Annotated in this window: 21 protein-coding genes and 2 pseudogenes; 9 read left to right on the top strand and 14 right to left on the bottom strand. The window is 72.6% G+C overall.

Annotated elements, in window-relative coordinates; all coding sequences use genetic code 11:
• Positions 1–37: 37 nt before the first annotated feature.
• The 8 genes and pseudogenes from secF to ruvC form a co-directional block, all read right to left on the bottom strand.
• A complete protein-coding gene (gene secF, locus ACFYWL_RS29820; RefSeq protein ID WP_386979676.1) occupies positions 38–1225 on the bottom strand; it encodes a protein translocase subunit SecF in 1188 nt (395 codons plus the stop codon).
• Between the two features lies 1 nt (position 1226).
• Positions 1227–3110: a protein translocase subunit SecD gene (secD, locus tag ACFYWL_RS29815; protein WP_386979673.1), complete on the bottom strand. Its 1884-nt coding sequence runs from the start codon at positions 3108–3110 to the stop codon at positions 1227–1229.
• A 247-nt stretch (positions 3111–3357) separates the two neighbouring features.
• On the bottom strand, positions 3358–3711 hold the full coding sequence (yajC, locus tag ACFYWL_RS29810) for a preprotein translocase subunit YajC (protein WP_386979670.1): 354 nt from the start codon (positions 3709–3711) through the stop codon (positions 3358–3360).
• Between the two features lie 139 nt (positions 3712–3850).
• Entirely contained in the window at positions 3851–4855 is a 1005-nt protein-coding gene (gene ruvB, locus ACFYWL_RS29805; RefSeq protein ID WP_386979717.1) for a Holliday junction branch migration DNA helicase RuvB, read from the bottom strand.
• 51 nt (positions 4856–4906) lie between these two features.
• Positions 4907–5605 (bottom strand): annotated as a pseudogene (locus ACFYWL_RS29800) (LAGLIDADG family homing endonuclease); the annotation flags it as partial.
• Positions 5597–5929: pseudogene (locus ACFYWL_RS29795) on the bottom strand (Holliday junction branch migration DNA helicase RuvB); the annotation flags it as partial. The pseudogenes ACFYWL_RS29795 and ACFYWL_RS29800, both read right to left, overlap by 9 nt.
• Positions 5926–6528: a Holliday junction branch migration protein RuvA gene (gene ruvA / locus ACFYWL_RS29790; RefSeq protein ID WP_229398393.1), complete on the bottom strand. Its 603-nt coding sequence runs from the start codon at positions 6526–6528 to the stop codon at positions 5926–5928. The pseudogene ACFYWL_RS29795 and the gene ruvA, both read right to left, overlap by 4 nt.
• A complete protein-coding gene (gene ruvC, locus ACFYWL_RS29785) occupies positions 6525–7052 on the bottom strand; it encodes a crossover junction endodeoxyribonuclease RuvC (protein WP_386979665.1) in 528 nt (175 codons plus the stop codon). The genes ruvA and ruvC overlap by 4 nt, the downstream gene beginning before the upstream one ends.
• A gap of 247 nt (positions 7053–7299) precedes the next feature.
• On the opposite strand from ruvC, the gene ACFYWL_RS29780 reads away from it, so the two are divergent.
• Positions 7300–8082, top strand: coding sequence for a 3-hydroxybutyrate dehydrogenase (locus ACFYWL_RS29780; RefSeq protein WP_386979662.1), 783 nt, complete (start codon positions 7300–7302; stop codon positions 8080–8082).
• Positions 8083–8096: 14 nt separating this feature from the next.
• Positions 8097–10016: a helix-turn-helix domain-containing protein gene (locus tag ACFYWL_RS29775; protein ID WP_386979714.1), complete on the top strand. Its 1920-nt coding sequence runs from the start codon at positions 8097–8099 to the stop codon at positions 10014–10016.
• A gap of 52 nt (positions 10017–10068) precedes the next feature.
• Here ACFYWL_RS29775 and ACFYWL_RS29770 read toward each other — a convergent pair whose 3' ends face one another.
• Positions 10069–10677 carry a TetR/AcrR family transcriptional regulator gene (locus ACFYWL_RS29770; protein ID WP_386979659.1) on the bottom strand — a complete coding sequence of 203 codons (609 nt, stop codon included), beginning with the start codon at positions 10675–10677 and terminating at the stop codon, positions 10069–10071.
• An 11-nt stretch (positions 10678–10688) separates the two neighbouring features.
• A complete protein-coding gene (locus ACFYWL_RS29765; RefSeq protein ID WP_386979657.1) occupies positions 10689–12260 on the bottom strand; it encodes an MFS transporter in 1572 nt (523 codons plus the stop codon).
• Between the two features lie 591 nt (positions 12261–12851).
• Here ACFYWL_RS29765 and ACFYWL_RS29760 point away from each other — a divergent pair.
• Entirely contained in the window at positions 12852–13463 is a 612-nt protein-coding gene (locus ACFYWL_RS29760; RefSeq protein WP_386979654.1) for a hypothetical protein, read from the top strand.
• A 160-nt stretch (positions 13464–13623) separates the two neighbouring features.
• Here ACFYWL_RS29760 and ACFYWL_RS29755 read toward each other — a convergent pair whose 3' ends face one another.
• Together ACFYWL_RS29755 and ACFYWL_RS29750 are read right to left on the bottom strand one after the other, a co-directional pair.
• The gene (locus ACFYWL_RS29755; protein ID WP_386979650.1) at positions 13624–14661 is read right to left on the bottom strand and encodes an aminotransferase class V-fold PLP-dependent enzyme; all 1038 of its coding nucleotides are present in this window, start codon (positions 14659–14661) and stop codon (positions 13624–13626) included.
• A gap of 135 nt (positions 14662–14796) precedes the next feature.
• Positions 14797–16185, bottom strand: a complete 1389-nt coding sequence (locus ACFYWL_RS29750; protein WP_386979647.1) for a cation:dicarboxylate symporter family transporter — start codon at positions 16183–16185, stop codon at positions 14797–14799.
• A 136-nt stretch (positions 16186–16321) separates the two neighbouring features.
• On the opposite strand from ACFYWL_RS29750, the gene ACFYWL_RS29745 reads away from it, so the two are divergent.
• Together ACFYWL_RS29745 and ACFYWL_RS29740 are read left to right on the top strand one after the other, a co-directional pair.
• A complete protein-coding gene (locus tag ACFYWL_RS29745; protein ID WP_386979644.1) occupies positions 16322–17935 on the top strand; it encodes an ATP-binding protein in 1614 nt (537 codons plus the stop codon).
• Positions 17932–18615: a response regulator gene (locus ACFYWL_RS29740; protein WP_386979641.1), complete on the top strand. Its 684-nt coding sequence runs from the start codon at positions 17932–17934 to the stop codon at positions 18613–18615. The genes ACFYWL_RS29745 and ACFYWL_RS29740 overlap by 4 nt, the downstream gene beginning before the upstream one ends.
• Before the next feature lie 40 nt (positions 18616–18655).
• Here ACFYWL_RS29740 and dnaE read toward each other — a convergent pair whose 3' ends face one another.
• Positions 18656–22192, bottom strand: coding sequence for a DNA polymerase III subunit alpha (gene dnaE / locus ACFYWL_RS29735; protein ID WP_386979638.1), 3537 nt, complete (start codon positions 22190–22192; stop codon positions 18656–18658).
• A gap of 436 nt (positions 22193–22628) precedes the next feature.
• Here dnaE and ACFYWL_RS29730 point away from each other — a divergent pair, with 436 nt between their 5' ends.
• The 3 genes from ACFYWL_RS29730 to ACFYWL_RS29720 all read left to right on the top strand — a co-directional run bounded on the left by ACFYWL_RS29730 (position 22629) and on the right by ACFYWL_RS29720 (position 24675).
• The gene (locus ACFYWL_RS29730) at positions 22629–22838 is read left to right on the top strand and encodes a DUF5988 family protein (protein ID WP_386979635.1); all 210 of its coding nucleotides are present in this window, start codon (positions 22629–22631) and stop codon (positions 22836–22838) included.
• A 76-nt stretch (positions 22839–22914) separates the two neighbouring features.
• Positions 22915–24024 (top strand): glycosyltransferase, encoded by a 1110-nt coding sequence (locus ACFYWL_RS29725; protein WP_386979632.1) that lies wholly within the window; start codon positions 22915–22917, stop codon positions 24022–24024.
• 123 nt (positions 24025–24147) lie between these two features.
• Complete coding sequence (locus ACFYWL_RS29720; RefSeq protein WP_386979629.1) at positions 24148–24675, top strand: flavin reductase family protein; 528 nt, start codon at positions 24148–24150, stop codon at positions 24673–24675.
• 45 nt (positions 24676–24720) lie between these two features.
• Here the strand turns inward: ACFYWL_RS29720 and ACFYWL_RS29715 are convergent, their stop codons facing one another.
• Positions 24721–24993: a DUF6059 family protein gene (locus ACFYWL_RS29715; protein ID WP_386979626.1), complete on the bottom strand. Its 273-nt coding sequence runs from the start codon at positions 24991–24993 to the stop codon at positions 24721–24723.
• 326 nt (positions 24994–25319) lie between these two features.
• Between ACFYWL_RS29715 and ACFYWL_RS29710 the strand changes: the two genes are divergently transcribed.
• Complete coding sequence (locus ACFYWL_RS29710) at positions 25320–25760, top strand: hypothetical protein (protein ID WP_386979623.1); 441 nt, start codon at positions 25320–25322, stop codon at positions 25758–25760.
• Positions 25761–26369: the final 609 nt, after the last annotated feature.

Here is a 26369-nt window from a genome sequence, read left to right as displayed (position 1 = left end):
GACGCCGTCGGAACGTGTTTCCTACCGGTGTGGCCGATCAGCGCCGCTTGGCGCCGCCCGGCCGGTTGCCGCCGCCACCGGCGGGGCGCCCGCCCCGGGCGCCTGTCGAACGCTTGCCGGCGGGCCGGGCGCCCACCTTCGGGGCGGCCCCGGCCAGGGCCGCGTCGGCGTCGACGGGCTCGTCGGCGTCCGCGGCCGGGCGCGGCGCGCCCTTCGGGGTGATCTCACCCTTGGCGAGGGCCGTCCGGCGGGTCATGACCCGCTTGTTGTGCGCCTGGATCCGCGGCTCGTAGTTCTTCAGCAGCACCAGCAGCGGAGTGGCCAGCAGGATGGAGGTCAGGAAGGCGACCGCCATACCGACGAACAGCACCAGGCCGAGGTCCTTCAGCGTGCCCGCGCCCAGCAGGCCGGCGCCGATGAAGAGCAGACCACCGACGGGCAGCAGCGCGACCACCGAGGTGTTCAGCGACCGCATGAGGCTCTGGTTGATGGCCAGGTTGGCCGCCTCGCCGTACGTCTGGTTGTTGTTCGCCGTGATGCCCCGCGTGTTCTCCTGCACCTTGTCGAAGACCACGACCACGTCGTAGAGCGCGAAGCCCAGGATCGTGAGGAAGCCGATGATCGTCGACGGGGTGACCTCGAAGCCGACCAGCGAGTAGATGCCGGCGGTGAGGATCAGGTTCATGAACAGCGAGGAGACGGCGGCGGCTGCCATCCGCCACTCGAACCGCAGGACCAGGTAGACCGTCACCAGCAGGACGAAGATCACCAGACCGAGCAGCGCCCGGGAGGTGACCTGGCTGCCCCACGCCTCGCTGACCTGGTTGCCGCTGATCTGGTCGGCCTGGATGCCGAAGGCGCGGGCGATCTCGGCCTTGGCCGCGTTGGCCTGCTCGGCGTCGAGCTGCGTGGTGCGCATCTCGTAGAAGTCGCCGCCGGTGCCGCCGACCTTCTGCGCGGTGACCACCTCGGCGCCCGCCGCGGTGCTCGCCAGCGCCGTGTCGACCGTCTTCTCGGCGTCGTCGAGGGTGCCGACGCTGGCCGGCACCTGGAACGAGTTGCCGCCGGCGAACTCGATGCCCAGGCTGAAGCCGCGCAGGGCGAAGCTGAGCACGGCGACGAGGATCAGCGCCCCGGCGACGCCGAACCACAGCTTGCGCCGGCCGATGACGTCGAGGCCGGCCTCGCCCGCGTAGAGGCGGCTCGCCAAACCAGTCTTAGCCATCTCAGGCCTCCTTGACGCGCGAGGTGCGGTTGGCCTGCTCGCTCCGCGCGGGCGGAAGGATCCGGCCGAGACCGCTGACCCGCGGGGACAGGAACGCCCGGGTGCGGGCGAACATCGTCATGATCGGGTGACGGAAGAGGAAGACCACGACCAGGTCGAGCACCGTGGCCAGGCCGAGCGCGAAGGCGAAGCCCTTCACCGCGCCGACCGAGACGATGTAGAGCACCACGGCCGACATGATGGTGATCGCGTTGGCCGAGATGATCGTCCGGCGGGCCCGGGTCCACGCCCGGGGCACCGCGCTGCGCGGGCTGCGGCCCTCCCGGATCTCGTCCTTGAGCCGCTCGAAGTAGATGACGAACGAGTCCGCCGCCACACCGAGTGAGACGATCATGCCGGCGATGCCGGCGAGCGTGAGGGTGAAGCCGATCTGCCGGCCCAGGAAGACCAGCGCGCCGAAGACCAGCAGACCCGACAGCACCAGGCTCAGGAAGATGACCGAGCCGAGCAGCCGGTAGTAGAAGAACGAGTAGATGATGACCAGCAGCATGCCGATGCCGGCGGCGAGCAGGCCCGCGCGCAGGTGGCTCGCGCCGAGGGTGGCGGTGACGTTCTGCTGCTCCTGCGCCTCGAAGGTCACCGGCAGCGCGCCGTAGCGCAGCTGACCGGCCAGGGCGTTGGCCGTCTTGTTGTCGAAGCTGCCGGTGATCTGCGAGTCACCGGTCAGCACGCCCTGGATTTCCGGCGAGGAGACCACCTTGTTGTCCAGCACCACGGCGACCCGGCACTTGCCGTCCTGGCCCAGCGCGGTCTGGTCGCAGGCCTGGCCCTCGTTGTTGAACGCCTCGCGGGTCAGGTTGGTCCACTTCTCCTGGCCCCCGCCCTTGAAGTCGAGGCTCACCACCCAGGAGCTGGTCTGGTCGAGCACGGCGTTGGCGTCGCCGACGTCGGTGCCGAGCACCTTCGCCACGTCCAGCAGGTATTTCTGGACGCCGTCCTCGCAGGCGACCGCCTTCTGCTTCTCGTCCTTGATCGACGCCGGGGGGCGCTGGTCGAGCTGCGCGCAGGTGATCGTCGGCACGTTGAACTGCATCTCCGCCGGCAGCACGGCGACCTCGCGCGGGCTGAGCGCGCCGAACGGCTTGAGCTTGTCGGCCAGCGACGGGTCGGCGGTCAGGTCGGCCGGGGCCTGGAGGCCGCTCGCGGCCTGCCAGGCGGCGGCGCCGACCTTCTGCTCGACGGCCTTGCGCTGCTCCTCGACGCCCACCGGCACCGGCTCGGCGCTGGCGCTCGACGACGGCGCGGCGGCGCTCGACGAGGGCGACGGGGTGGCGCTGGCGCTCGGGGCCGGCGCCCCGCCGCCCTGGCCGCCCGCGCTCGGCGACGAGCTGGCCTTCGCCCCGGACGGCGACGCGCTGCCCGACGGCTTGGCGCTGCCGGACGGGGACGCGCTGCCCGACGGGGCCGGCGTCGGGGTGGGCGCCGGGGCCGCCGCCGCGCCGCTGCCGTCGGCGGCCTTGAGCACCTTGCGGAAGCGCAGCTCGGCCGCGCTGCCGACGTCGGTGAGGTCGCGGTTCTCGCCGGGCAGGGAGATGACGATGTTCCGGTTGCCCTCGGTGACCACCTCGGCCTCGGCCACGCCGTAGGCGTTGACCCGGTTCTCGATGATCTGGCGGGCCTCTTCGAGGTTCTCCGCCGTCGGGGGCCGGCCGTCGAGGCTGTTCGTCGCCTCCAGCGTCATCCGGGTGCCGCCGACCAGGTCCAGGCCGAGCCGGGGCTCCAGCCGGTCCTTGAAGCCACCACTGGCGCCGCCCGAGAAGAACACCAAGAGATAGAGGACGACGAAGATGAGCCCGAGCACGGCGAGCTGCCGTCCGGGCCGCATCTGTCCCTGAGGTGGTGGTGCCACGGCTGTCTGTCTCCCTGTTACGGTCGCACCGCCTTCGGCGGCGGCACGAGGGTCGGGCCGGGGGTCCCGGCGACGGGTGTCCGGGCCGGCGACCCGACGTCGACACGGCTGCCCACGGCCGCCGCGGGGGCGGCGGCCGGCAGCGCTCACGCGTCGGCGTCGGGCATCGGCCCAACTATCCAGTTTTATCGCTGTCTCCGCTGCCCCGTCCCCGGGACGACGGTCACTCCTTGACGGTCTCGGCGTCCTCGCTGGCCTCGGTGGCCTCGGTTGACTCGGGCCGCTCGGCCTGGCTCACGACGCGGGCGATGGCCGGGCGGGCGTACCGGGTCTGCACGCCGGGGGCGACCTCGAGCAGGACGGTCTCGTCGTCCACGCCGGTGACCGTGCCGTAGAGACCGCCGATGGTGACCACCTCGTCGCCGGGACCGAGGGTGGACTGCATCCGCTCCGCCTCGCGGCGGCGCTTCTGCTGGGGGCGGATCATCATGAAGTACATGACGCCGAAGAGCAGGGCGATCATGAGGATCGGCGTGAGACCGCCGGCCCCCCCGCCACCCGCTGCTGCGTAAAGCACGGTTACTGACCTTCCGATTGGCCTCCGGCTCGGCACGAGGGGCACCGGAGCGGAGGCGGATTCTCACGTCCTGTACAGACCGCGGCGAGTCTAGTCCCTGCACCTGGGAACGCCGAATGCGGCACAGATCACGAACGGATCACGGCTCATCGGGCGCGCCGGAGAACAGATCGGGCGCGGGAGGGGCACCGGTGCCAAATGTACCATTCGGTGGGGTACGACCCAGATGCCGCCAGGCCGCCTCGGTGGCCACCCGACCCCGGGGCGTACGCGCCAGCAACCCGGCCCGCACCAGGAACGGCTCGCACACCTCCTCGACGGTGTCCGGCTGCTCCCCCACCGCCACGGCCAGCGTCGACAGGCCCACCGGGCCGCCCCGGAACGAGTCGACCAGCGCGGTGAGCACCGCCCGGTCCAGCCGGTCCAGCCCGAGCGCGTCGACGTCGTACACCGTCAGGGCCGCCCGGGCCGTCTCCACCGTGACCGTGCCGTCGGCCCGGACCTCGGCGAAGTCGCGCACCCGGCGCAGCAGCCGGTTGGCGATCCGGGGGGTGCCCCGGGACCGGCCGGCGATCTCGGCGGCCCCGTCGTCGGTGATCGGCACCCCGAGGATGCGCGCCGACCGGCGCAGCAGCACCTCCAGGTCGGCCGGGGAGTAGAAGTCCAGGTGCGCGACGAAGCCGAAGCGGTCCCGCATCGGCCCGGTCAGCAGGCCCGACCGGGTGGTCGCCCCGACCAGGGTGAACGGCTCGACGTCGAGCGGGATGGCGGTCGCCCCCGGCCCCTTGCCGACGACCACGTCGACCCGGAAGTCCTCCATCGCGCTGTAGAGCAGCTCCTCCGCCGGCTTCGCGATCCGGTGGATCTCGTCGATGAACAGCACGTCACCCTCGGTGAGGCTGGTCAGGATCGCCGCGAGGTCGCCCGAGCGCTCGATGGCCGGGCCGCTGGTCACCCGGATGCCCGCGCCCAGCTCGGCCGCCACGATGTTGGCCAGGGTGGTGTTGTGCACCACCAGATCGTTGACCGTGAAGGTGTGGTCGCCGTCGACCGTCAGGCAGCGGCACCGGTGCAGGCCCGCGGGCTCCACCGAGGCGACCCGGTCGACGGCGAGACGCTCCTCGAAACGACCCCGGCGCGGCATCCACTCCGCGAGTCGCACGCCACGCTCCCCGATCACCGTCACCCGCTCGACGAACCGGGCGACGTCGTCCTGGCTGGTGATGCTCAGCCGCCACGACTCGTGCGGGCGGCCCTGGTAGCGGCCCCGCTTGAGCTTCAGCCGGGACTGCACACCGAGCCGCAACAGCAGGTGCTGCACGTCGGCGAGCAGCTCCCGGGAGACGCTATAGCAACCGACGACGATGTCGTAACGGTCCCGGCCACGACGGCTGACGGTGCCGTCGCAGGCGAAGTATGCCCCGAGGAACGCCCCGACCTGCCACGCGTCACCCTGGTAGACGAAGTCGGGCACCCGCTTCTGCCAGGCGGTCTTGCCCAGCAGCTCGTGCTCGGCAAGCCACGACCGCAGCCCGGAGACCCGCACGCGTGAACTGCGGGCGCTGTTGGGCCTCGTGACGTGACCGTGGCCGAGCCGGTCGCAGACGGCCCGGAAGTCCGCCAGGGCACCCGCGTCGCCACCGGTGAACGTGACCTGGTTGCTCGTGCAGCCGTCGCCGATCAGGTAGCCGGCCAGCTTGTATTCGTCGAGGGCCTCGGTGCCGTCCGGGACGAGCTCCGGGCACAGGACGTTGGCCAGGAAGTCCCGCTCGGTCAGGTCACCGGCCTTGACCCAGCCCTCGGGCGTCCAGAACGGATGGTCGGGCGCCGCGACGACGACCCGCCCGCTGGTCGTACGGATGCGAACGGAATCCAACTCGCCCTGCTCGTGCACGGCCGTCACCGTCGCGCCCACGCCGGTGCGGGTGATGACCCGGTCGCCCACGACGATGTCACCGAGCCGACGGCGGGAACCGTCTTCAAGGAGGACCAGCGCGTCGACGGAGACGGGCTTGCCGAGGCCGGGCGGGCCCGACAGGAGGATGTGGTCGGGCGGGGAGCCGCGCCGCATCGCGCTGCGCAGCAGCAGGTCGAGCTGCTCGCGGACCCGGTGCTGGGCGATGAACTCCTCCAGCCGCTTCGGCCGGACGCTGGCCTCGGCGTCGCGCTCCGCGTCGTTGACGTACGCGGAGACGAGGTTGCCGTCGGGGCCGGTCATCGGGTCCGGCCGAGCAGGCGGATGGCCTGCTTGAGCAGGACCGGCACGGGCGGCGGCGGGCCGTCGACGGTCTCCGCCACCGCGGCCACCGCCTGGTCGGCCTGGCCCGCCGTCCAGCCCAGGCCAACGAGGGCCTGGCGGACCTGCTCGGGCCACGCGCCCCCGGTCACCCCGGCCGCCCCGTCGGCGCCCACCGGCACCGGGCCGATCCGGTCCCGCAGCTCCAGCACCAGGCGCTCGGCGCCCTTCTTGCCGATGCCGGGCACCCGGGTCAGCGCGGCGGTGTCGGCGTTGGCGATGGCCTTGCGCACCGCGTCGGGGGTGTGCACGGCGAGCACCGCCTGGGCCAGCCGGGGCCCCACCCCGCTCGCGGTCTGGAGCAGCTCGAACAGCTGCTTGGCGTCGTCGTCGGCGAAGCCGTAGAGGGTGAGCGAGTCCTCCCGGACCACCAGGCTGGTGGCCAGCCGGGCCGGCTGGCCGATCCGCAGGTCGGCGAGCGTGCCGGGGGCGCAGTGCACCGCCAGGCCCACCCCGCCGACCTCCACCACCGCGTGGTCCGGGCCGGTCGCGGTCACCGTCCCGCGCACACTGGCGATCATCGTGCTCCTCCTCGTCGTGCCCGGTCGGCCGCGGCGGCCAGCTTCGAGCGGGTGCCGCCGCGCCAGACGTGGCAGATGGCCAGGGCCAGGGCGTCGGCGGCGTCGGCCGGCTTCGGCGGCTCGGGCAGCCGCAGCAGCCGGGTCACCATGGTCGTCATCTGCGCCTTGTCGGCCTGGCCGGAGCCGGTGATGGCGGCCTTGACCTCGCTCGGGGTGTAGGTCTGCACGGGCAGCCCGGCGCGCGCGCCGGCCAGCACGGCGATCCCGCTGGCCTGGGCGGTGCCCATCACCGTGCGCACGTTGTGCTGGCTGAACACCCGCTCGACGGCGACGGCGTCCGGCCGGTGCTCGGCGACCAGGTCGGTGAGCGAGCGGTCCAGGTGCAGCAGGCGCAGCGGCAGGTCGTCGTCGGGGTCGGTGTAGACGACGTAGTAGGCGACCAGGGTGCAGGGCCGGCCCGGCACGCCCTCGACCACGCCGACCCCGCACCGGGTCAGCCCCGGGTCGACGCCCAGCACGCGCACGCCGCCTCCTCCCCACCACGTCGGCAGTACGTGTGTTCGACACCCTACTGGGCGGCCCCGACGCCCGGCTGCGGGGACACGCCGGGGGCCAGGGGACACGCCGCCGACGGGCCGGGGGCCGTGCCGCCGAAGGAGAGGGGGTCCCGCCGCCGTGGGGCCGGGGGTCGCACCGGCACACAGCCGGGACGTCGAGTATGTGCCCCGACCCCATGTGCCCCCGGGCACCCAGCTCGTAGCTTTGTGCGCCATGACGGCAGAACCCGTGGCGGGCCCCCACGTCGTACACGTCGACCTGGCCGGTCGGACCGCGCTGGTGACCGGCGGTGGCGGCGGCATCGGCCGGGCCTGCGCCCTGCGGCTGGCCGCCGCCGGGGCCCGCGTGCTGGTGGTCGACCGCGACGCGGGCGCGGCCGAGGAGGTCGCGGCGCTGGCCGGCGGCCGGGCCGAGCGGGTGGACCTGGCCGACCCGGCGGCGGTGGACCGGCTCGACGCCGACGTGGACATCGTGGTCAACAACGCCGGCCTGCAACACGTCGCGCCGGTGCCGGACTTCCCGCCGGAGCGGTTCGCCTACATCCACCGGGTGATGGTGGAGGCGCCGTTCCGGATCGTGCGGCGGGCGCTGCCCCACATGTACGCCCGGGGCTGGGGGCGGATCGTCAACATCTCCTCGGTGCACGGGCTGCGGGCCTCGCCGTACAAGTCGGCGTACGTGTCGGCGAAGCACGCCCTGGAGGGGCTGTCGAAGGTGGTCGCGCTGGAGGGCGCCGCGCACGGGGTCACCGCCAACTGCATCAACCCGGCGTACGTGCGCACGGCGCTGGTGCAGGGCCAGATCGCCGACCAGGCCGCCACCCACGGCATCGGCGAGGCCGAGGTGGTGGAGAAGATCATGCTGGCCCGGGCGGCGATCAAGCGGCTGATCGAGCCGGAGGAGGTCGCGGAGCTGGTGGCGTACCTGTGCGCGCCGCCGGCCGCGTTCATCACCGGCGCGTCCATCGCCCTCGACGGGGGCTGGACGGCGAACTAGTGGCCCCGCGCACAATGTCGGTCATGTCGTCGCCGGTGGAGTTCCTGGAACTGCTCGCCCGAGAGGCCGCCGCGGTGGAGTTCGAGGGGCCGCTGGTGGCGGCCCGCGCGGCCGGCGTGCCCGCCGACCGGCTCGCCGAGCTGGAGCAGGCGAAGGTGGTCGCGCTGCGGGTCCGCGCGCTGCTGGAGCGCCGCCGCCGCCGGGAGACCGAGCTGTCCGGCCTGTACGACACCGCGAGCGACCTGGCCGGCCTGCGCGACCTCGATGCCGTGCTGCGGGCGATCGTGCACCGGGCACGCCACTTGCTCGGCGCGGACGTGGCGTACATGACGCTCGACGACGACGAGCGCGGCGACACGTACATGCGGGTCACCGACGGGTCGATCTCGGCGCGGTTCCAGCGGCTGCGGCTGCCGATGGGCGCGGGCCTGGGCGGCCTGGTGGCCCAGTCCGGCACCCCGTACGTGACCGCGAACTACCCCGAGGACGAGCGGTTCCACCACACCGGGGAGATCGACGCCGGGGTGGGCGAGGAGGGCCTGGTGGCGATCCTCGGCGTGCCGCTGCGGCTCGGCTCCACCTCGATCGGCGTGCTGTACGCGGCCAACCGCTCCGCGCGGCCGTTCGCCCGGGAGGAGGTGTCGCTGCTGGTGTCCCTCGCGGCGCACGCGGCGGTGGCCATCGACACCGCGCGGCTGCTGGCCGAGACGCAGGCCGCGCTGGCGGAGCTGTCGGCGGCCAACACCACCATCCGGGCGCACAGCAGCTCGGTCGAGCGGGCGGCGGCGGCGCACGACCGGATGACGGCGCTGGTGCTGCGCGGCGGTGGGGTCGAGGACGTGGCGTCCGCCGTCACCGACGTGCTCGGCGGGGCGGTGCTGGCGCTGGACGCGCAGGGGCGGCGGCTGGCCCGGGTCGGTCAGATCGACGAGCCGGACCGGGTGGACCTGGTGGAGGCGGTGGCGGCGTCGCGGACTGAGGGGCGCAGCGTCCGCCGGGGCCCCTTCTGGTACGCCGCGGTGGTCGCCGGCACGGAGAACCTGGGCGCGCTGGTGCTGCGCCCCGACGACGAGCTGGTCGACGCCGACCAGCGCATCCTGGAGCGGGCGGCGCTGGTGACCGCGCTGCTGCTGCTGTTCCGCCGCACCGTGGCCGAGGCGGAGGGGCGGGTGCGGGGCGAGCTGCTCGACGACCTCATCGCCCGGCCGCTGGCCGACACCGACGCCCTGCGCAGCCGGGCCCGCCGCCTCGGTGTCGACCTGGACGCCCCGCACGTGCTGGTGGCGGTCGGGGACGACGCGATCGCCGCGACCGGTTCCGCCCGGCAGCGGGTGCTCTCCTGGGCCACCACGTACGCCTCGACGCGCGGCGGGCTGGCGGCGGCGCGCGACGGCCGGGTGGTGCTGATGCTGCCCGGCCGGGACGCGGGCGGCGCGGCCCGCGCGGTGTCCCGGGACCTGTCCCGGGTGACGGGCCGGCCGGTGACCGCCGGGGCGAGCGGTCCGTCGACCGACCCCGCCTCGCTGGCGGCGATCTTCCAGGAGGCGGACCGCTGCCTGACGGCGCTCGGCGCGCTGGGCCGCACCGGGCAGGGGGCGAGCACCGCCGAGCTGGGCTTCGTCGGGCTGCTGCTGGGGGCGGTGGGCGACCGGGGCGACGGGGACGTGGCCCGGTTCATCGCCACCACCGTCGGGCCGGTGGTGGACTACGACGCCCGGCGGGGCACCGCGCTGGTGAAGACCCTGGAGGCGTACTTCGGGGTGGGTGGCAGCCTGGCCCGGGCGGCCGAGCTGCTGCACGTGCACGTCAACACGGTGACCCAGCGGCTGGAACGGGTCGGCCAGCTGCTCGGCCCCGACTGGCAGAAGCCCGGACGGGCCCTGGAGGTGCAGCTCGCGCTGCGCCTGCACCGGCTCCGCGAGCCGACGCCCTGACCTGGACGCCGGCCTCGCGGTCCGACACGTCGCTGCCCGGCGCGGGGTCGCGTCAGCGGGCGCGGATGCCGTCCAGGACGCCGTCGACGATCCGGTCCGGAAGCAGGACGTCGTCCAACTCGGGGTGCCAGCGCAGCATCCGCTGCACCAGCATCGGCCCGGTGAGCAGCGCCATCGCCACCTCGATGTCGAGGTCGGCGCGCAGCTCGCCGAGGCGTATCCCCCGGCGGAGCACCTCGCGCATGAGCTGCCGGCGGGGCGCGATGATGTTCTGGTAGAGCCGGAAGTGGTCGGGGCTGCGGTTCACCTCCGGCACCAGGCAGGGCATGATCTTCGCGGCGCGCGGGTCGATGTTGTGCCCGACCGCGCCGACCAGCAGCACCAGGTCGTCCCGCACGGAGTGGCCCGCCGGATTCGGCAGCACGCCCTTGAGCCGGCGCAGCGCGTCCAGCAGCAGCGCGTCCTTGCCCGGCCAGCGGCGGTAGATGGTGGCCTTGCCGACGCCGGCGCGGGCCGCGATCGCCTCGATGGTGAGCGCCTCGATCGTGCTGCCCTCGGCGAGCAGGTCGAGGGTGGCCTCCACGATCGCCTCGTCCGCGCGGCTGCTCCGCGGTCGCCCGGGCGACCGCGGAGCCTCGGCGGCGGAAGTCATGTCCGACATTGCTTCCGGACCTACGCTGTTCCGGCCAACTCGGGTTCACCCGCCGTCGCCGGGGCGCCGGCCGCCCGGTCCAGGGCCCGGCCGGGCATCCAGCGCAGCACGACCACGAAGCCGAGCGCGGCGACCACCGCGGAGAGCGCCGCGGCCCAGTGCATGGCCGAGACGAAGGCGTCGTTGGCGGCCGTGACCAGCGTCGGCCCGGTCGGACCGAGCTGCCCGGCCGCCGCGTACGCGCCGGAGATCGACTCGCTCGCCGCCTCGTGTGCCCCCGCCGGCAGGCCCCGCAGGGCCGGGGCGACGTCGTCCCGGTAGACCGCGGAGAGCACCGAGCCGAGCACGGCCACGCCGAGGGCGCCGGCGACCTGACGCACCGTGTTGCTGACCGCCGACCCGACGCCGGCCTTCTCCCGGGGCAGCGCCGACATGATCGACTCGGTGGCCGGCGGCATGATGTTGGCCATGCCGATGCCCTGGAGGAGGAAGACCACCAGGACCACCCAGATCGGGGTGCTCGCGTCGATGAACGCGAACGCCGCGAGGGCCACGCTGGTCAGCGCCAGCCCGACGGCCGCGACGGCCCGGCCCCCGTACCGGCGGACCATCGCCGCGCTGCGCGGGGCGAAGACGAGCTGGGCGGCGGCGAAGGGCAGGAAGAGCAGGCCGGTCTGGAGCGGGGTGTAGCCGCGGGCCAGTTGCAGGTAGAACGAACTGAAGAACATCACGCCCATGGCGGCGAAGAAGACCAGCCCGACCAACGCCACCGGGGCGGCGAAGCGGGGCACCCGGAACAGCCGGACGTCCAGCGACGGGTGGTCGCTGCGCAGCTCCAGCAGCACGAACCAGGTCAGCACGGCCAGGCCGCCGAGGATCGACACCCAGACCAGGGGCCGGCCGAAGCCGTGCTCGCCGCCGTCGATGATGCCGTAGGTCAGGGCCACCAGGCCCACCACCGACAGCAGCACGCCGGGGACGTCGACCCGGCCCGGCTCGGGGTCGCGGGACTCGGGCACCAACAGGGCGACCAGGACCACGCCGGCCGCGACCACCGGCACGTTGATCAGGAAGACGGAGCCCCACCAGTAGTGTTCCAGCAGCGCGCCGCCGAGGATCGGGCCGATCGCCACGGCGAGGCCGACCGCGCCGGCCCACACGCCGATCGCCCGGCCGCGCTCCCGTGGGTCGAAGACGTTGGAGATGATCGACAGGGTCACCGGCATGATCGCCGCCCCGCCGACCCCCATCAGCGCGCGGGCGCCGATGAGCTGGGCCGGGCTCTGCGCGTACGCCGACAGCAGCGACGCCAGCCCGAACAGGACCAGCCCGACCAGCAGGAAGCGCTTGCGCCCCGCCCGGTCGCCGAGCACGCCGAAGGTGAAGAGCAGACCCGCGAAGACCAGGGTGTACGAGTTGATCGACCACTCCAGCTCGCCCTGGCTCGCGCCGAGGCCGTGCACCGGGTCGGCGAGGGTGCGCAGGGCGACGTTGAGGATGGTGTTGTCGAGGACGACGACGAGGAGGCTGATCACCAGCACCCCGAGGATCGCCCACCGCCTCGGGTGTCCGGTGTTCTCGTGCGGTTGCATGGGCCGTTCCCCTCCCCGATGTCGCCCGCCCGCAAATACGACACGGGGCAGACTCGTAACCTGCACGAGGCTAGGCGAAGCCTTTTCGATACGGAACCGGTTCGTATCGTTTGTGCGCCACGTCACGCGCCGCATCCGGCGCGATCACCGCCCGCCGCCCTCCGTTGATCGACTCCATGTCGGGGAGATGGCGGTGTCCCGTCCCGTTGATACCCCCGTCTCCCCGACATGCCGTCACCCCTCGGCCGGGTTGGGCGGTTTGTCCGACCTCGGCGGACCGGGCCGGGGTGGGGTGGGGCGGGGCGGGCTGGGGTGGTGACCGGCGGCACCCCCGGGCCGGAATCCCGGCCGGGCCGGGGTCGTTACACCTGACGGACCACCGAAGCAGCCCCCGCACCCTGGGTGTCGTCGCCCCCCGGAATGCGGGCCGGCCGCCGGTCGTTACACCCGGACCCGGCGCCGCACGGCAGCCGCCCCCGCTCGTTCTTCTGAGTTCGTTGTTCGGGCGCCTCGACGTGGTGCTCGCGCACCCCCTCACCGTCCCCCCTTGCGGGCGTGGGGTGCGCCGACCCCCGGATTGGAGACACCCCCATGAACACGACCATCCTGCGCAAGAGCATCCTCGGCATCGCCGGACTCGCCTTCGCCGGCGGCCTCGCCGCCGGACCCCTCCACACCACCACCCCCGACGCCGGCACCGGCGCGGTCGACGCGCGGCCCGTCGCCGCCGTGCAGGCCGACAAGCCCACCGCCGGGGTGGACACCGGGAAGCTGATCCCGCACGGTGTGCAGGGCGCGCAGTCGCGCATCGACCTCGACACCGAACAGACCGCCAACGCCAAGGCGATCATCGCCGCCACGAAGAAGACCGGCCTGGACGAGCGGGCCGCGGTGATCTCGATCGGCACCGCCCTGCAGGAGTCGAAGCTGCAGAACCTGGGCCACCTCGGCGACCGCAACGACCACGACTCCCTCGGCCTGTTCCAGCAGCGCCCCTCCAGCGGCTGGGGCTCGCCGGAGCAGATCACCGACCCCGAGTACGCCACCACAGCGTTCCTCAAGGGCCTCAGGCAGGTCGACGGCTGGCAGGACATGGCCCTGACCGACGCCGCCCAGACCGTGCAGGTGTCCGCGTACCCCGACGCGTACGCGCAGTGGGAACAGCAGGCCGCCGACCTCGTCACCCAACACTGGAACAGCTGACACACGCACAGGCACATGTGCCGACGGCCGGACCCCCGACCACCAAGGGGCCCGGCCGTCGGCGTCCCCACCACCCCGCCCAGCGTGGCGTTAACAAGGGGCCCTTCCTCTACAGAAAGCGTTAACAAGGGGCCCTTCCTTGCAAGCAGGTGGCGGCGGGTCAGCCGGTCAGCGCGTCGAGGGCCAGGTCGACGTCGGCGTCGGTGGTGTAGAGGTGGAACGACGCCCGGACCCGACCGGCGCGCACCGCCGCCCGGATGCCCGCCCGTTCCAGTTTCTCCTGCGCGCCGGGCACCTCGACGGCGACGATCGCGCTGTCGCCGGGCGGCCGGCCCAGCCCGGCGAGGAACCGGTTGGCCAGCGCCACGTCGTGTTCGCGCACGGCGGGCAGGCCGATCTCGGCGAGCAGTTCCAGGGCGGGGGCGGTGCCGATCCAACTGAACCACGCCGGGGACTGGTCGAACCGCCGGGCGTCGGCGGCCAGCCGCAGCGGCGGGCCGTAGTAGGCGGAGAATGGGTCCTCGGCCGCGTACCAGCCGGCGCCGTCGGGGCGCAGCCGCTCGCGCAGCGCCGGCGCCAGGTAGGCCAGGGCCGACCCGCGCGGCCCCATCAGCCACTTGTACGCCCCGACGGCGACGACGTCGGCCAGGCCGGCGTCGAACGGCAGCCAGCCGCACGCCTGGGTCGCGTCGACGACGACCAGCGCGTCGTGGGCCCGGGCGGCGGCGACGATCCGGTGGTAGTCGGCGACGGCGCCGTCGGCGGACTGCACGAGGCTGAACGCGACCAGGTCGGTGTCGGCGTCGATCGCGTCGACCAGGCCGGCGAGCGGGACGGTGCGCACCCGCACCCCCCGCTCGGTCTGGGCGAGCCAGGGGAAGAGGTTGGAGGTGAACTCCACCTCGGGGGCCACGACGGTGGCCCCGGCCGGCAGGGCCGCCGCGACGGGGGCGAGCAGCCCGGCGACGGTGCTGCCGACCGTCACGTCGGTGGCCGCCACGCCGACCAGGCCGGCGAAGGCCGCCCGGGACCGGCGGGTGGCGTCGTCCCAGCCCTCCCAGGAGGTACGTCCCGTCCGCCAGTCGGCCAGCGCCTCCTGCACCGCCGCCCAGGCCGGCTCGGGCGGCAGCCCGTAGCTGGCGGTGTTCAGCCAGCCGGGCTGCGGCTGCCACAGCTTGCGTGCCTGCTCCAACTCCATGCCGCCGACGATAGTGCGGCCGCTGTCGCCGCCGTGAGCGCCAATCCACCGATGGTGGCCGCCGCCCCCGGTCGCGGCCCGGTGGGCGGCGGGCGGGACGGACTCGGGCTCGGCGGCGGCCGGGCGGCGCGCCGGTCAGGCGGATACGCCGCTGAGCGCCGGGCGCTGCGGGCCGGCCGGCGGCTGCGGGTCGTCGCCGGGGGCGTCCTCGTCGAGCATGGTGGCCTCGTCGAAGGGGCGGCGGCCGGCGAGCACGTCGTGGGCCTGCGCGCGGTCGAACTCGCCGGTCCAGGTGCCGACCAGGACGGTGGCCACGGCGTTGCCGGCGAAGTTGGTCAGCGCCCGCGCCTCGGACATGAACCGGTCGATGCCGACGATCAGCCCGACGCCGTCGAGCAGGTCGGGGCGGTGCGACTGGAGGCCGCCGGCCAGGGTGGCCAGGCCCGCGCCGGTGACGCCGGCCGCGCCCTTCGAAGCGATGATCATGAACAGGAGCAGGCCGACCTGCTCGCCGATCGACATCGGCTTGCCCATGGCGTCGGCGACGAACAGCGCCGCCATGGTCAGGTAGATGGCGGTGCCGTCGAGGTTGAACGAGTAGCCGGTCGGCACGGTGATCCCGACGACGGGCTTGCTGACGCCGACGTGCTCCATCTTGGCGATGAGCCGGGGCAGCGCCGACTCCGACGACGAGGTGGACAGGATCAGCAGGAACTCCCGGCCCAGGTAGCGAAGCAGGGCGAAGATCGAGATGCGGGCGACGAACCAGAGCAGCGCGCCGAGCACCACGACCACGAAGATCAGGCAGGTGGCGTAGAAGCCGAGCATGATCTGGGCGAGGCTGGTGAGCGCGTCCATGCCGGTGGCGCCGACGACGGCGGCCATCGCGCCGAACGCGCCGATCGGGGCGACCCACATGATCATCGCCAGGACCTTGAAGACCAGCCGTTGCAGCAGCCCGACGGCGCGCAGGACGGGCTCGCCGCGTCCGCCCAGGCCCTGCACGGCGAAGCCGACCAGGAGGGCGACCAGCAGCGTCTGGAGCACCTCGCCTCCGGTGAGCGCGGAGACCAGCGTGGTCGGGATGATCCCGAGCAGGAACTCGGTCGTACCCCCGCTCTCGCCGGCCGCCGCCGCCTGGCCGGCGTCGGCGGTCTGCGCGCCCAGGTCCAGGCCGGCGCCCGGCTGGATCACGTTGCCCACGACGAGCCCGATGGCCAGCGCGACGGTCGACATCAGCAAGAAGTAGCCGAGCGCGAGGCCGCCGACCTTGCCGACCTTCGCGGCCTGCCGCACGGAGCCGACGCCGAGGACGATCGTGCAGAAGATCACCGGGCTGATCATCATCTTGATGAGCGCGACGAAGCCGGTGCCGAGCGGTTTCAGCGCCTTGCCGACCTCGGGCGCGACGAGCCCGACGACGATGCCGGCGAGCGCGGCGGCGATCACGGCCAGGTAGAGGTAGCGGGTGGGGTCCCGGCGGGCCGGGGTGGACTTCGCGGTGGCGGTGGGGGTGGTGTCCATGCCCACAATGTGAACTGCGCCTCACCGCAGGGCAGCCTTGTGGTCATTCTGTTCACTCCCGTGACCCACGGCCGACACCGGCCGCCGGCCGGCGCGCCAGACTTGCCCCACCAGCCGAGCACGGACAGGAGGTGTCGTGGCCCGACGCCAGTGGAGCATCGCGGGGCAGCTCTTCGCCCTCCAGGCCCTGGTGGTGGGCCTCCTGGTGCTGGCGGCCTCGGCCGGCGGGGTGTGGCTGGCCCGCAGCGACGCGCGCGACGCCGCCCGGGAGGAGGTGCTGGCCGTGGCGCACACCGTCGCCGGTTCCCCGGACGTGCGCGCGGCCCTTGCCTCGGCCGACCCGTCGGCGGCGTTGCAGCCGTACGCGGAGGCCACCCGGGTGGCGACCGGGACGGACTTCGTCGTGGTGATGGCCCCCGACCGGACCCGCTACTCCCACCCCCGTCCGGAGCGGATCGGCCAGCCGTTCGTCGGTGACATCGGCCCAGCGCTGGCCGGGCGGGCGTTCACCACCACCAATGTGGGCACCCTCGGCGAGTCGGTGCGGGCGGTGGTGCCGGTGCGCGCCGCCGACGGGCGGATCGTCGGGCTGGTCTCCGTCGGCATCACCACCCACGCGATCAACCGCCGCCTGCTGGCCCAGGCCCCCGTGCTGCTCGCCGCCGCCACCCCGGCGCTCGCCGTCGCGGCGGCCGGCTCGTGGCTACTGAGCCGGCGGCTGCGCCGGCAGACGCACGGCCTGGGCCCCGCCGAGATGACCCGGATGTACGAGTACTACGACGCGGTTCTGCACTCGGTGCGGGAGGGGCTGGTGGTGGCGACGGTGGACCGCCGGGTGGCCCTGGTCAACGACGAGGCGCGGCGGCTGCTGGGGCTCGCCGACGACGCGACGGCGGTGGTGGACCGGCCGGCCGGCCGGGTCGACCTGCCGCCGGCCGTGGCGGAGCTGCTGGCCTCGGGGCGGGACGCGCACGACGAGGCGGTCGTGGCGGGCGACCGGGTGCTGGTCGTCAACCAACGCACGGCGCTGTTCGAGGGGCGCCGCCTCGGCACGGTGCTGACCCTGCGGGACCAGACGGAGCTGCGCGCGCTCACCAGCGAACTGGACTCGGTGCGGGCGCTGACCGACGCGCTGCGGGCGCAGACCCACGAGTCGGCCAACCGGCTGCACACCGTGCTGACCCTGGTGGAGCTGGGCCGGGCCGGCGAGGCGGTCCGGCTGGCCACCGAGGACCTGACCGTGGCCCAGCAGCTCACCGACCGGGTGGTCGGCGCGGTGACCGAGCCGGCCCTGGCCGCCCTGCTGCTGGGCAAGTCGGCGCAGGCCGGCGAGCGGGGCGTGGACCTGGTGGTGGAGCCGGACTGCCGGCTCGACGGGACGCCGCTGCCCGTGACGGACCTGATCACCGTCGTCGGCAACCTGATCGACAACGCGCTGGAGGCGGTCGCCGGCACCGGGACGCCCCGGCGGGTCCGGGTCTTCGTCGGCGTCGACGACGGGGCCGTCGTGGTCCGGGTCGGCGACAGCGGACCGGGGCTGACGCCGGACCGGGTGGCCGACGCGTTCCGGCGCGGCTGGTCCACCAAGAGCGCCGGTCGTGGCCTCGGCCTGGCCCTCGTCGGTCAGGTGGTACGCCGCCACGGCGGCCGGGCCGACGTGGGCCGCTCCGTCGACGGCGGGACCCTGTTCACCGTCCGGCTGCCGATGGCGAAGCCGGTCGCGGAGCCGGGGCGGGTGGGGCGGCCGTGACCGACATCCGGGTGCTCGTGGTGGAGGACGAGCCGCTGCTGGCCGAGGCGCACCGCACGTACACGGAGCGGGTGCCGGGGTTCGCGGTGGTCGGGGTGGCGCACACCGGCCGGGAGGCGCTGGCGGCGCTGCGGCGGCGCGCGGAGCAGCCGGTCGACCTCGTCCTGCTCGACTTCCGGCTGCCCGACCTGCACGGGCTGGAGGTGTGCCGGGCGCTGCGGGCCGCCGGCAGCGCGGTGGACGTGCTGGCCGTGACGTCGGCCCGGGACCTGACGGTGGTCCGCACCGCCGTGTCGCTCGGCGTGACCCACTACCTGCTCAAGCCGTTCACGTTCGCGGCGTTCCGCGACAAGCTGCACCGGTACGCCGAGTACCGCCGCCAGGTGCTGGCCGAGGGCGAGGTGGCCGCCCAGCACGAGGTGGACCGGATGTTCGCCACCCTGCGGGGCCCTGCCGCGCACACGCTGCCGAAAGGGCTCGACGAGCAGACGCTGCGCGCGGTGCTCGGCACGCTCAGCGGCGACGCCGGCCGCTCCGCCTCGGAGGTGGCGGGGCTGGCCGGCGTCTCGCGGGTCACCGCCCGGCGGTATCTGGAGTATCTGGTGGCCGCCGAGCGGGCGGTGCGGGCCCCCCGCTACGGCACCCCGGGCCGCCCCGAGATGGAGTACCGCCCCGCCTGACCGCAGCCGCCGGGTGCGGGCCGGGTCGGGGCAGGTCGGGTCAGCTCACGTTCGCCGGCCCGAGGACGCTCTTGAGGTCGCCCATGAGGGCGGTGGTGGCGGCGACCCGGAAGGGGCCGAGGCGCAGGGTGGTGGTCTTGCCGCCGTTGAGGAGCTTGACGTGGACCTCGGTGTCGCCGGGGTGCAGGACGAGGGTTTCCTTGAGGCGTTCGACCAGGGGCGGGGTGCAGCGGTGCACGGGGATGGTGAGGGTGACCGGTTTGCTGCCCGGGTTGCTGGTGACGTCGGGGAGCTGCATGTCCATCGCCATGATGCGGGGGGTGTCGTCGCGGCGGTCGACCCGGCCCTTGACCACCACGATGGCGTCCTCGGCGATGTACTGGCCGATCACCTCGTAGGTGTTGGGGAAGAAGAGGGTCTCCACGCCGCCGGCGAGGTCTTCCAGGGTGGCCGACGCCCAGGCCCGGCCCTGCTTGGTGACGCGGCGCTGCACGCCGGAGAGGATGCCGGCAAGTTGCACGACGGCGCCGTCGGGGACTGTTCCCTCTTCGGCTAGAGCGGCGATGGTGGTGTCGGCCGCCGCGCCGAGGACGTGTTCGAGGCCGAACAGGGGGTGGTCGGAGACGTAGAGGCCGAGCATCTCGCGTTCGAAGGCGAGCTTGTCGCGCTTGTCCCACTCGGCCTCGCCGATGGTCGGCATGACCGTGGTGTTGCCGCCGACGGTCTCGGCGTCGCCGAAGCCGGCGCCGAACAGGTCGTACTGGCCGACGGCCTCCTTGCGCTTGACGTCGGCGTAGGCGTCGATGGCGTCGGCATGGACTTGAAGTAGTCCTTTTCGGGTGTGGCCCATGACGTCGAACGCGCCGGCCTTGATCAGCGATTCGATGGTCTTCTTGTTGCAGACCACCGCGTCGACCTTGGCCAGGAAGTCGTAGAAGTCGGCGTACTCGCCCTTCTCCTGCCGGCACCGCATGATCGAGGCGACCACGTTCGCCCCGACGTTGCGGATCGCCGCGAGGCCGAACCGGATGTCCTTCCCGACCGGGGTGAACGGCCCGGCGGAGGTGTTCACGTCCGGCGGCAGGACCTGGATGCCCATCCGCCGGCACTCCGACAGGTACAACGCCATCTTGTCCTTGTCGTCGCCGACGGAGGTCAGCAGCGCCGCCATGTACTCGGCCGGGTAGTGCGCCTTCAGGTACGCCGTCCAGTAGGACACCAGGCCGTACGCCGCGGAGTGCGCCTTGTTGAAGGCGTAGCCGGCGAACGGCACCAGGACGTCCCACACCGCCTGGATCGCCTCGTCGGAGTAGCCGCGCTCGCGGCAGCCGTCCCGGAACGGCACGAACTCCTTGTCGAGGATCTCCTTCTTCTTCTTGCCCATCGCCCGCCGCAGCAGGTCCGCCTGGCCGAGGCTGTAGCCGGCGAGGATCTGCGCGGCCCGCTGCACCTGCTCCTGGTAGACGATCAGGCCGTGGGTGGGGGCCAGGATCTCCCGCAGCGGCTCCTCCAGCTCCGGGTGGATCGGCGTGATCTCCTGCAACCCGTTCTTGCGCAGCGCGTAGTTGGTGTGCGAGTCCACGCCCATCGGGCCCGGCCGGTACAGCGCGAGGACGGCCGAGATGTCCTCGAAGTTGTCCGGCTTCATCAGCCGCAGCAGCGACCGCATCGGCCCGCCGTCGAGCTGGAACACCCCCAGGGTGTCGCCGCGCGCCAGCAGCTCGTAGGCGGCCTTGTCGTCCAGGTCCAGGCCCAGCAGGTCCAGGTCCTTGCCGTGGTTGAGCTGGATGTTCTTCACCGCGTCGTCGATGATCGTGAGGTTGCGCAGGCCGAGGAAGTCCATCTTCAACAGCCCGAGCGACTCGCACGTCGGGTAGTCGAACTGGGTGATGATCACCCCGTCGGAGTCGCGCCGCATCAGCGGGATGTGCTCGATGATCGGCTCCGCCGACATGATCACCCCGGCGGCGTGGACGCCGGTCTGCCGGATCAGCCCCTCGATGCCCTTCGCCGTGTCGATGACCTTCTTCACGTCGGGGTCCGACTCGTACAGGCCCCGGATCTCCCCCGCCTCCGCGTAGCGCGGATGCTTCGGGTCGAAGATGCCCGACAGCGGGATGTCCTTGCCCATCACCGCGGGCGGCATCGCCTTGGTGATCCGGTCCCCCACCGCGTACGGGTAGCCCAGCACCCGCGCCGAGTCCTTGATCGCGGCCTTCGCCTTGATCGTGCCGAACGTGGCGATCTGCGCGACCTTGTCCTCGCCCCACTTGTCGGTCACGTACTTGATGACCTCACCGCGCCGACGCTCGTCGAAGTCGATGTCGACATCCGGCATCGAGACCCGCTCGGGGTTGAGGAACCGCTCGAAGATCAGCCCGTGCGGGATCGGGTCCAGGTCCGTGATCCCCAACGCGTACGCCACCAAAGAGCCGGCCGCCGACCCACGGCCCGGGCCCACCGCGATGCCCTGGCTCTTGGCCCACTGGATGAAGTCGGCGACCACGAGGAAGTACGACGGGAACCCCATCTGGATGATGACGCCCAGCTCGTACTCCGCCTGCACCACGTGGCCCTCGGGGATCCCGCCCGGGAACCGCCGGGCCAGGCCCTTGAACGTCTCCTTGCGGAACCACGACTCCTCCGTCTCCCCCTCGGGGATCGGGAAGCGCGGCATCAGGTTGTGGAACTCGAACATCCCCGCCGGGTCGACCTTCTCCGCCACCAGCAGCGTGTTGCGGCAGCCCTGGAGCCACAGGTCGGAGGAGTCGACGGCGCGCATCTGGTCGGCGGACTTGATGAAGTAGCCGCCGCCCTCGAAGCGGAACCGGTTGGGGTCGGCGATGTTGCTGCCGGTCTGCACGCACAGCAGGACGTCGTGCGCCTCGGCCTGCGCCTCGTGCGTGTAGTGCGAGTCGTTGGTCACCACCGGCGGGATGCCGAGCTTCTTGCCGATCTCGGTGAGCCCGTCGCGGACCCGGCGCTCGATGTCGAGGCCGTGGTCCATCAGCTCCAGGAAGTAGTTGTCCTTGCCGAAGATGTCCTGGTACGCGGAGGCGACCTTGATCGCCTCGTCGAACTGGCCCAGCCGCAGCCGGGTCTGCACCGCGCCGGACGGGCACCCGGTGGTGGCCATGATCCCCTCGGCGTGCTCGGCGATCAGCTCCATGTCCATCCGGGGCCACTTGACGTAGTGACCCTCCATCGAGGCACGCGAGTTGAGGGTGAACAGGTTGTGCAGGCCGGTCTTGTTCGCCGCCCACATCGTCATGTGGGTGATCGCGCCGTTACCGGAGACGTCGTCGCTCTTCTGCTCCGGCCGGCCCCACTTCACCCGCGCCTTGTGGTAGCGCGACTCCGGCGCCACGTACGCCTCGACGCCCAGGATCGGGGTGATCCCGGCGGCCATGGCCTGCTTGTAGAAGTCGTTCGCGCCGTGCATGTTCCCGTGGTCGGTCATCGCGACCGCCGGCATGCCGAGTCGGTTGGCCTCGGCGAACAGGTCCTTCAGCCGGGCCGCACCGTCGAGCATCGAGTACTCGGTGTGCACGTGCAGATGCGCGAACGAATCGCCCATGCGTGGCGCCCCCCCGGGTCGGATCATGGGTTGTCGAGATCAGTCGGCCCACCCTATCGCCGGGGGATCGGCGACCTCCAGCAGCCGCGCGGGGCGGGTCCGCTCGGGTGGCAGGGATCTCTGCGGCCGGGACGACGACGGCCGGCCCGCACCGCGCGGCTCCGAGGGGTCGCCGCCGGGGGGCCGGGGCCCGGGGGCTGGCCGACGTCGCGCCCCCCGGGCACCGTCGGACCGTCGCCGCAGCGCCGGCCCCAACCATTCACCAATGGCAGGAGAAACGATTTTATCCGGCCATCCTTTAGGCAGGCTAAATCGTCACCGGGACAGCAGCGAGCCTTGACACCATCCCATTTACGAACCTAGTGTGTGAACCAAACCTCGCGGGCACGGAAGCGACTTCAGCTGCGCATACGCCCGCTCGGAGGAGGTGCTCTTGATGCCCCACAATCTGGTCGAGGAATGTCACCTGGAGGGCGGCCCCGCACACTTGCCGGATCATTTGCGCACCGCGCTGGTCCCGATTGACGACAGCAAGGTGAAGGTTCCTTTCCACAACGGCTGGGAGCATTTCGAGCGGAACCACGAATTCACCCAGGCCGGCGCTCCCATCTTCCGCTGGACGATGCGCACGAAGATCGCGGAGTGATCTGCGTCGTCCCTGCCCGGGCAGCCTGGCGGTCGGCCACGCCCGCCCCTGACGCACGACGACTCGGGAGACCTGCGTGATCATCGCGTGTGCCACCCAGCCCGCCCCGGGCCACTTCCTTCTCATGACGGGACTGCTGCGGGCGCTACAGGCTCGTGGACACCAGGTCACGGTGCTGTCCTCGCCGGCCTTCGGCAGTTTCGTGGAGAGCCGGGGTTTCGCCTTCCGTGGCGTCGGAAGGCCGTGGCTGGCGGCGCAGCGCGCGCCCCTGCCATTCACCGTCGGGGAGAGCCCCACCGCCCAATCGACCGATTACTCGTTCGCCGAGACCGCGATCCGGGACAGCTTCGGGGCGGCGACCGCCGTACTGGACGACCTGTCGCCGGACCTGCTGCTGCGGGAGCCGACCGAATTCGGTGTCACTTTCGCCGCCGAACGGGCCGGCATCCCGCTGACCACCATCGGGATCGGCTTTCTCCGCACCGGTGACCGGCTGATGGCCGACGGCGGGTCGCGGCTGCTCCGGCTCCGCGCGGAGGCCGGGCTGCCGGCGGCCCCCGCCGACCTGGACGCCCTCAGCCGTCGCCGCTACGTGCAGACCACCCCGCCCAGTTTCGAGCAGGTGCCGCAGGCGCTGACCATGATGCGGGCGGTGGACCGCGACGTCGCGCACGCTCCCCGCGAGCCCCGCCTGCTCGTCACCCTGGGCACCCTGGTCAACCGGAAGGAGCTGCTCACCCGGGTCCTGGCCGAGCTGGCGCGCATCCCGGTCGACTGCGTGCTCGCCGCCGGTGACCGCGCCGCGGAGATCGCCGAGCACGCGCCCGCGCACGTGGAGGTGCAGCCGTTCGCCGATCTTGGCCGACTGGCCGCGGGCTGCACCGCACTGGTCTGTCACGGTGGCTTCGGTTCGATACTGCACGCCCTGGTGTACGGCCTGCCGGTGATCGTCATTCCGTACAACGCCGACCAGGAGTGGAACGCGCAACGAATACGAGCCATCGGCGCCGGGCGCCGGGTGGGCTGGGACGAGCTGGGCGACGGCGCGCTGGCCGCCGCGGTCGGGGAGGCGCACTCGCCGCCCCCGCTGCACGCGGCCCGACTCCTCGCCGCCGAGCTCGGCGGCATGCCGTCCCCGGACCAGGTCGCCGATCTGCTCACCGCCGGGGTCGGAGCCAGCCGCTAGGACGACTCGGCAGGCACACCGTGCCGGCACGAGGCGTGGCTCGACCGTCCCGCCCAGGCGGCAGGGAAGGCGGCCGAGACTGGCAACCGCCGGCCGGCATCCATGCGTCGCGGAAGGATCGGTATGGCCGAGAGCCGGGTGGAGCCGGTCGACCTCGCTGCGGCGGGCATCGACCCGCTTGAGTTCCGTGGGGTTCTGGGTCACTTCGCGACGGGTGTCGCGGCGGTGACCGGGGTGGACGCGGGTGGTCCGGTGGGGTTGCTGGTCAACTCGTTCACCTCCGTGTCGCTCGATCCGCCCCTGGTGGCCTTCTGCGTCGCCCACACCAGCACGAGTTGGTCCCGGCTACGCCGGGGGGAACGTCACTGCATCTGCTTCCTGGCGGCCGACCAGCGGGAGCAGGGGCTTCGCCTGGCCGGCCGGGGGGTCGACAAGTTCCGCGGCGTGGCCTGGTCCCCGTCGCCCTCGGGGCTGCCCGTCCTCGACGGGGCCCTGGCCTGGCTGGAGTGCGCGGTCGAGGTCGAGCATCCGGCCGGCGACCACGTCATCGTCGTCGCCCGGGTCCATCACCTGGCCGGGTCCGGCGACGACTCGCGTGCCGAGCCGCTCCTGTTCTATCGCGGCCGTTGGGCGCGGCTTCCCGGGGCATGAGGCCCGGGACGGCGGCGCCCACCGAGGGACGGTCCGCGCCGGCCGTTACCGGCGCAGGGCGGCGAACCCCGGCCAGCCACGGGCCGCTCGGGTCCTCCTGAGCTGCCGCCACAACCGGCGCTCCACCTTGGTCGGGGGCGCCGTCGAAAGCCGCTCGGGATGGCCGGGCGGCGGCCCCACCGCGATGACCTCGTCCCGCAATTGTGAGCGCTCCAGCGGCGGCAACGGGACTCCGGACATCGTCCAGCAGGCGTAGCCGAGCTCGGCGAGATAGCGGATCAGGAGCGGGCTGATGGTGTTCTGCGCGCGGGAGGTCACCGGGAAATCCTCGTTCCGGGAGCTAAAGCCGGGTTAAAGCTGGTGGCCGTCCGCCATCGACGCGGGCCGCCCGCAGACCGGCCCGCCACCGATCACGCGACTCGCCGATCGCCGCGCAACCCCCCGGAGGACAAATCGGTCAACTTGAATCTGTCCACCGGGAGATCGAAACCGTCCGACGGGCCGGGACCGCCGATCACCATGGCCACGGGCCCGTTCCGGAACCGTGCCACGAATGGTGAAGCTGCGCCCGGCCACGCGCAGGGCGTATTCTTACCGGTGGATACATGGCACCAGAGCTGCGTTAGCGGGGGCGAGGACTCACCATGACTCGATCGGCGACCAATCGGCGGGCTAAAACAAAACAACGACGAGACCACCGCGTCGGCCCGCTACGTTTCAACGACGACGAGTTGCGGATCGTTCAAATGGCGGCCGACAAAGCCGGTCTTTCGCTCGGGGCATACGTGACCGCGGCGGCGGTGAGATCGGCACGTGGAGAACTTCACCTGGGCCACCCCGAATGTGAATCGCGCACCGAACTCCACGACATCCGCACCATCCTGACCCTCCTGCGCTGGCGCCTGGGCATGACCGGCGGCGACAGCAGGCAGGCGGACCTGCTCAACGACCTGCTCACCGAGGCCATCAACGCGACGCTGAACCAGCAGGCCGAGGCGACGACACAGGCCGGAGCACCGGCTTCGTGCCCCCCGCCGCGGCACGGCCCCGGCCGCGAGGACCCGCCGCCCCCAGTTCCCAGATAGTGGAACGAGCGCGCCCGCAGGGACGGCGCTGCGGGGGTGGCGCGGGCTCCACACGCTCGGCGCGGGACGCGCGATCCGCCACCCGAGCAGCCTGACGACATCGTGAACATTCGTGGCCGCAGCCTGCGCGCTCCACCGGCGCCGACCACCACTGCGAGAACACAGAGCATCACTGTGCGTACATGCCTGCCGGGGAGAGGCCGCCGCCACCGCCGGCCCTGCGTCGCAGGAAGGCGAAATGTGGCACCCGCACCGGCGGCGCCCACCACCGCAGGCGAGCCGCAGCGCAGGGCACCGATCAGCGCCGATGCAGGGCCGAACGGCGTCCCGACGGAGGCCGCCGAGACGCGATCCTTGACGCCAGATCTGACACGCGTGAAATAATCCATTGATAATGATCATCGTTTGTGCAATATGGCTAACATAACTCTGAGCGACGATAAGGCGAGCGCTAACAGCATGTCAGACATACACTCCGGTAGTCCGACAAGACGTGCTGCCCAACACTAAAATCCCTATAAATTCCCAGCTAGCTCGACCCGCGACCGCCGTGTGGCGCAGATCACACAACCTTCGGCGTTTGCCGGTCAACAAGGCGCTTGTTAGAGT

Source organism: Micromonospora sp. NPDC002575 (genome assembly GCF_042889525.1).
Classification (GTDB): domain Bacteria; phylum Actinomycetota; class Actinomycetes; order Mycobacteriales; family Micromonosporaceae; genus Micromonospora; species Micromonospora carbonacea.
This window is presented reverse-complemented; position numbering and strand designations above follow the sequence as displayed.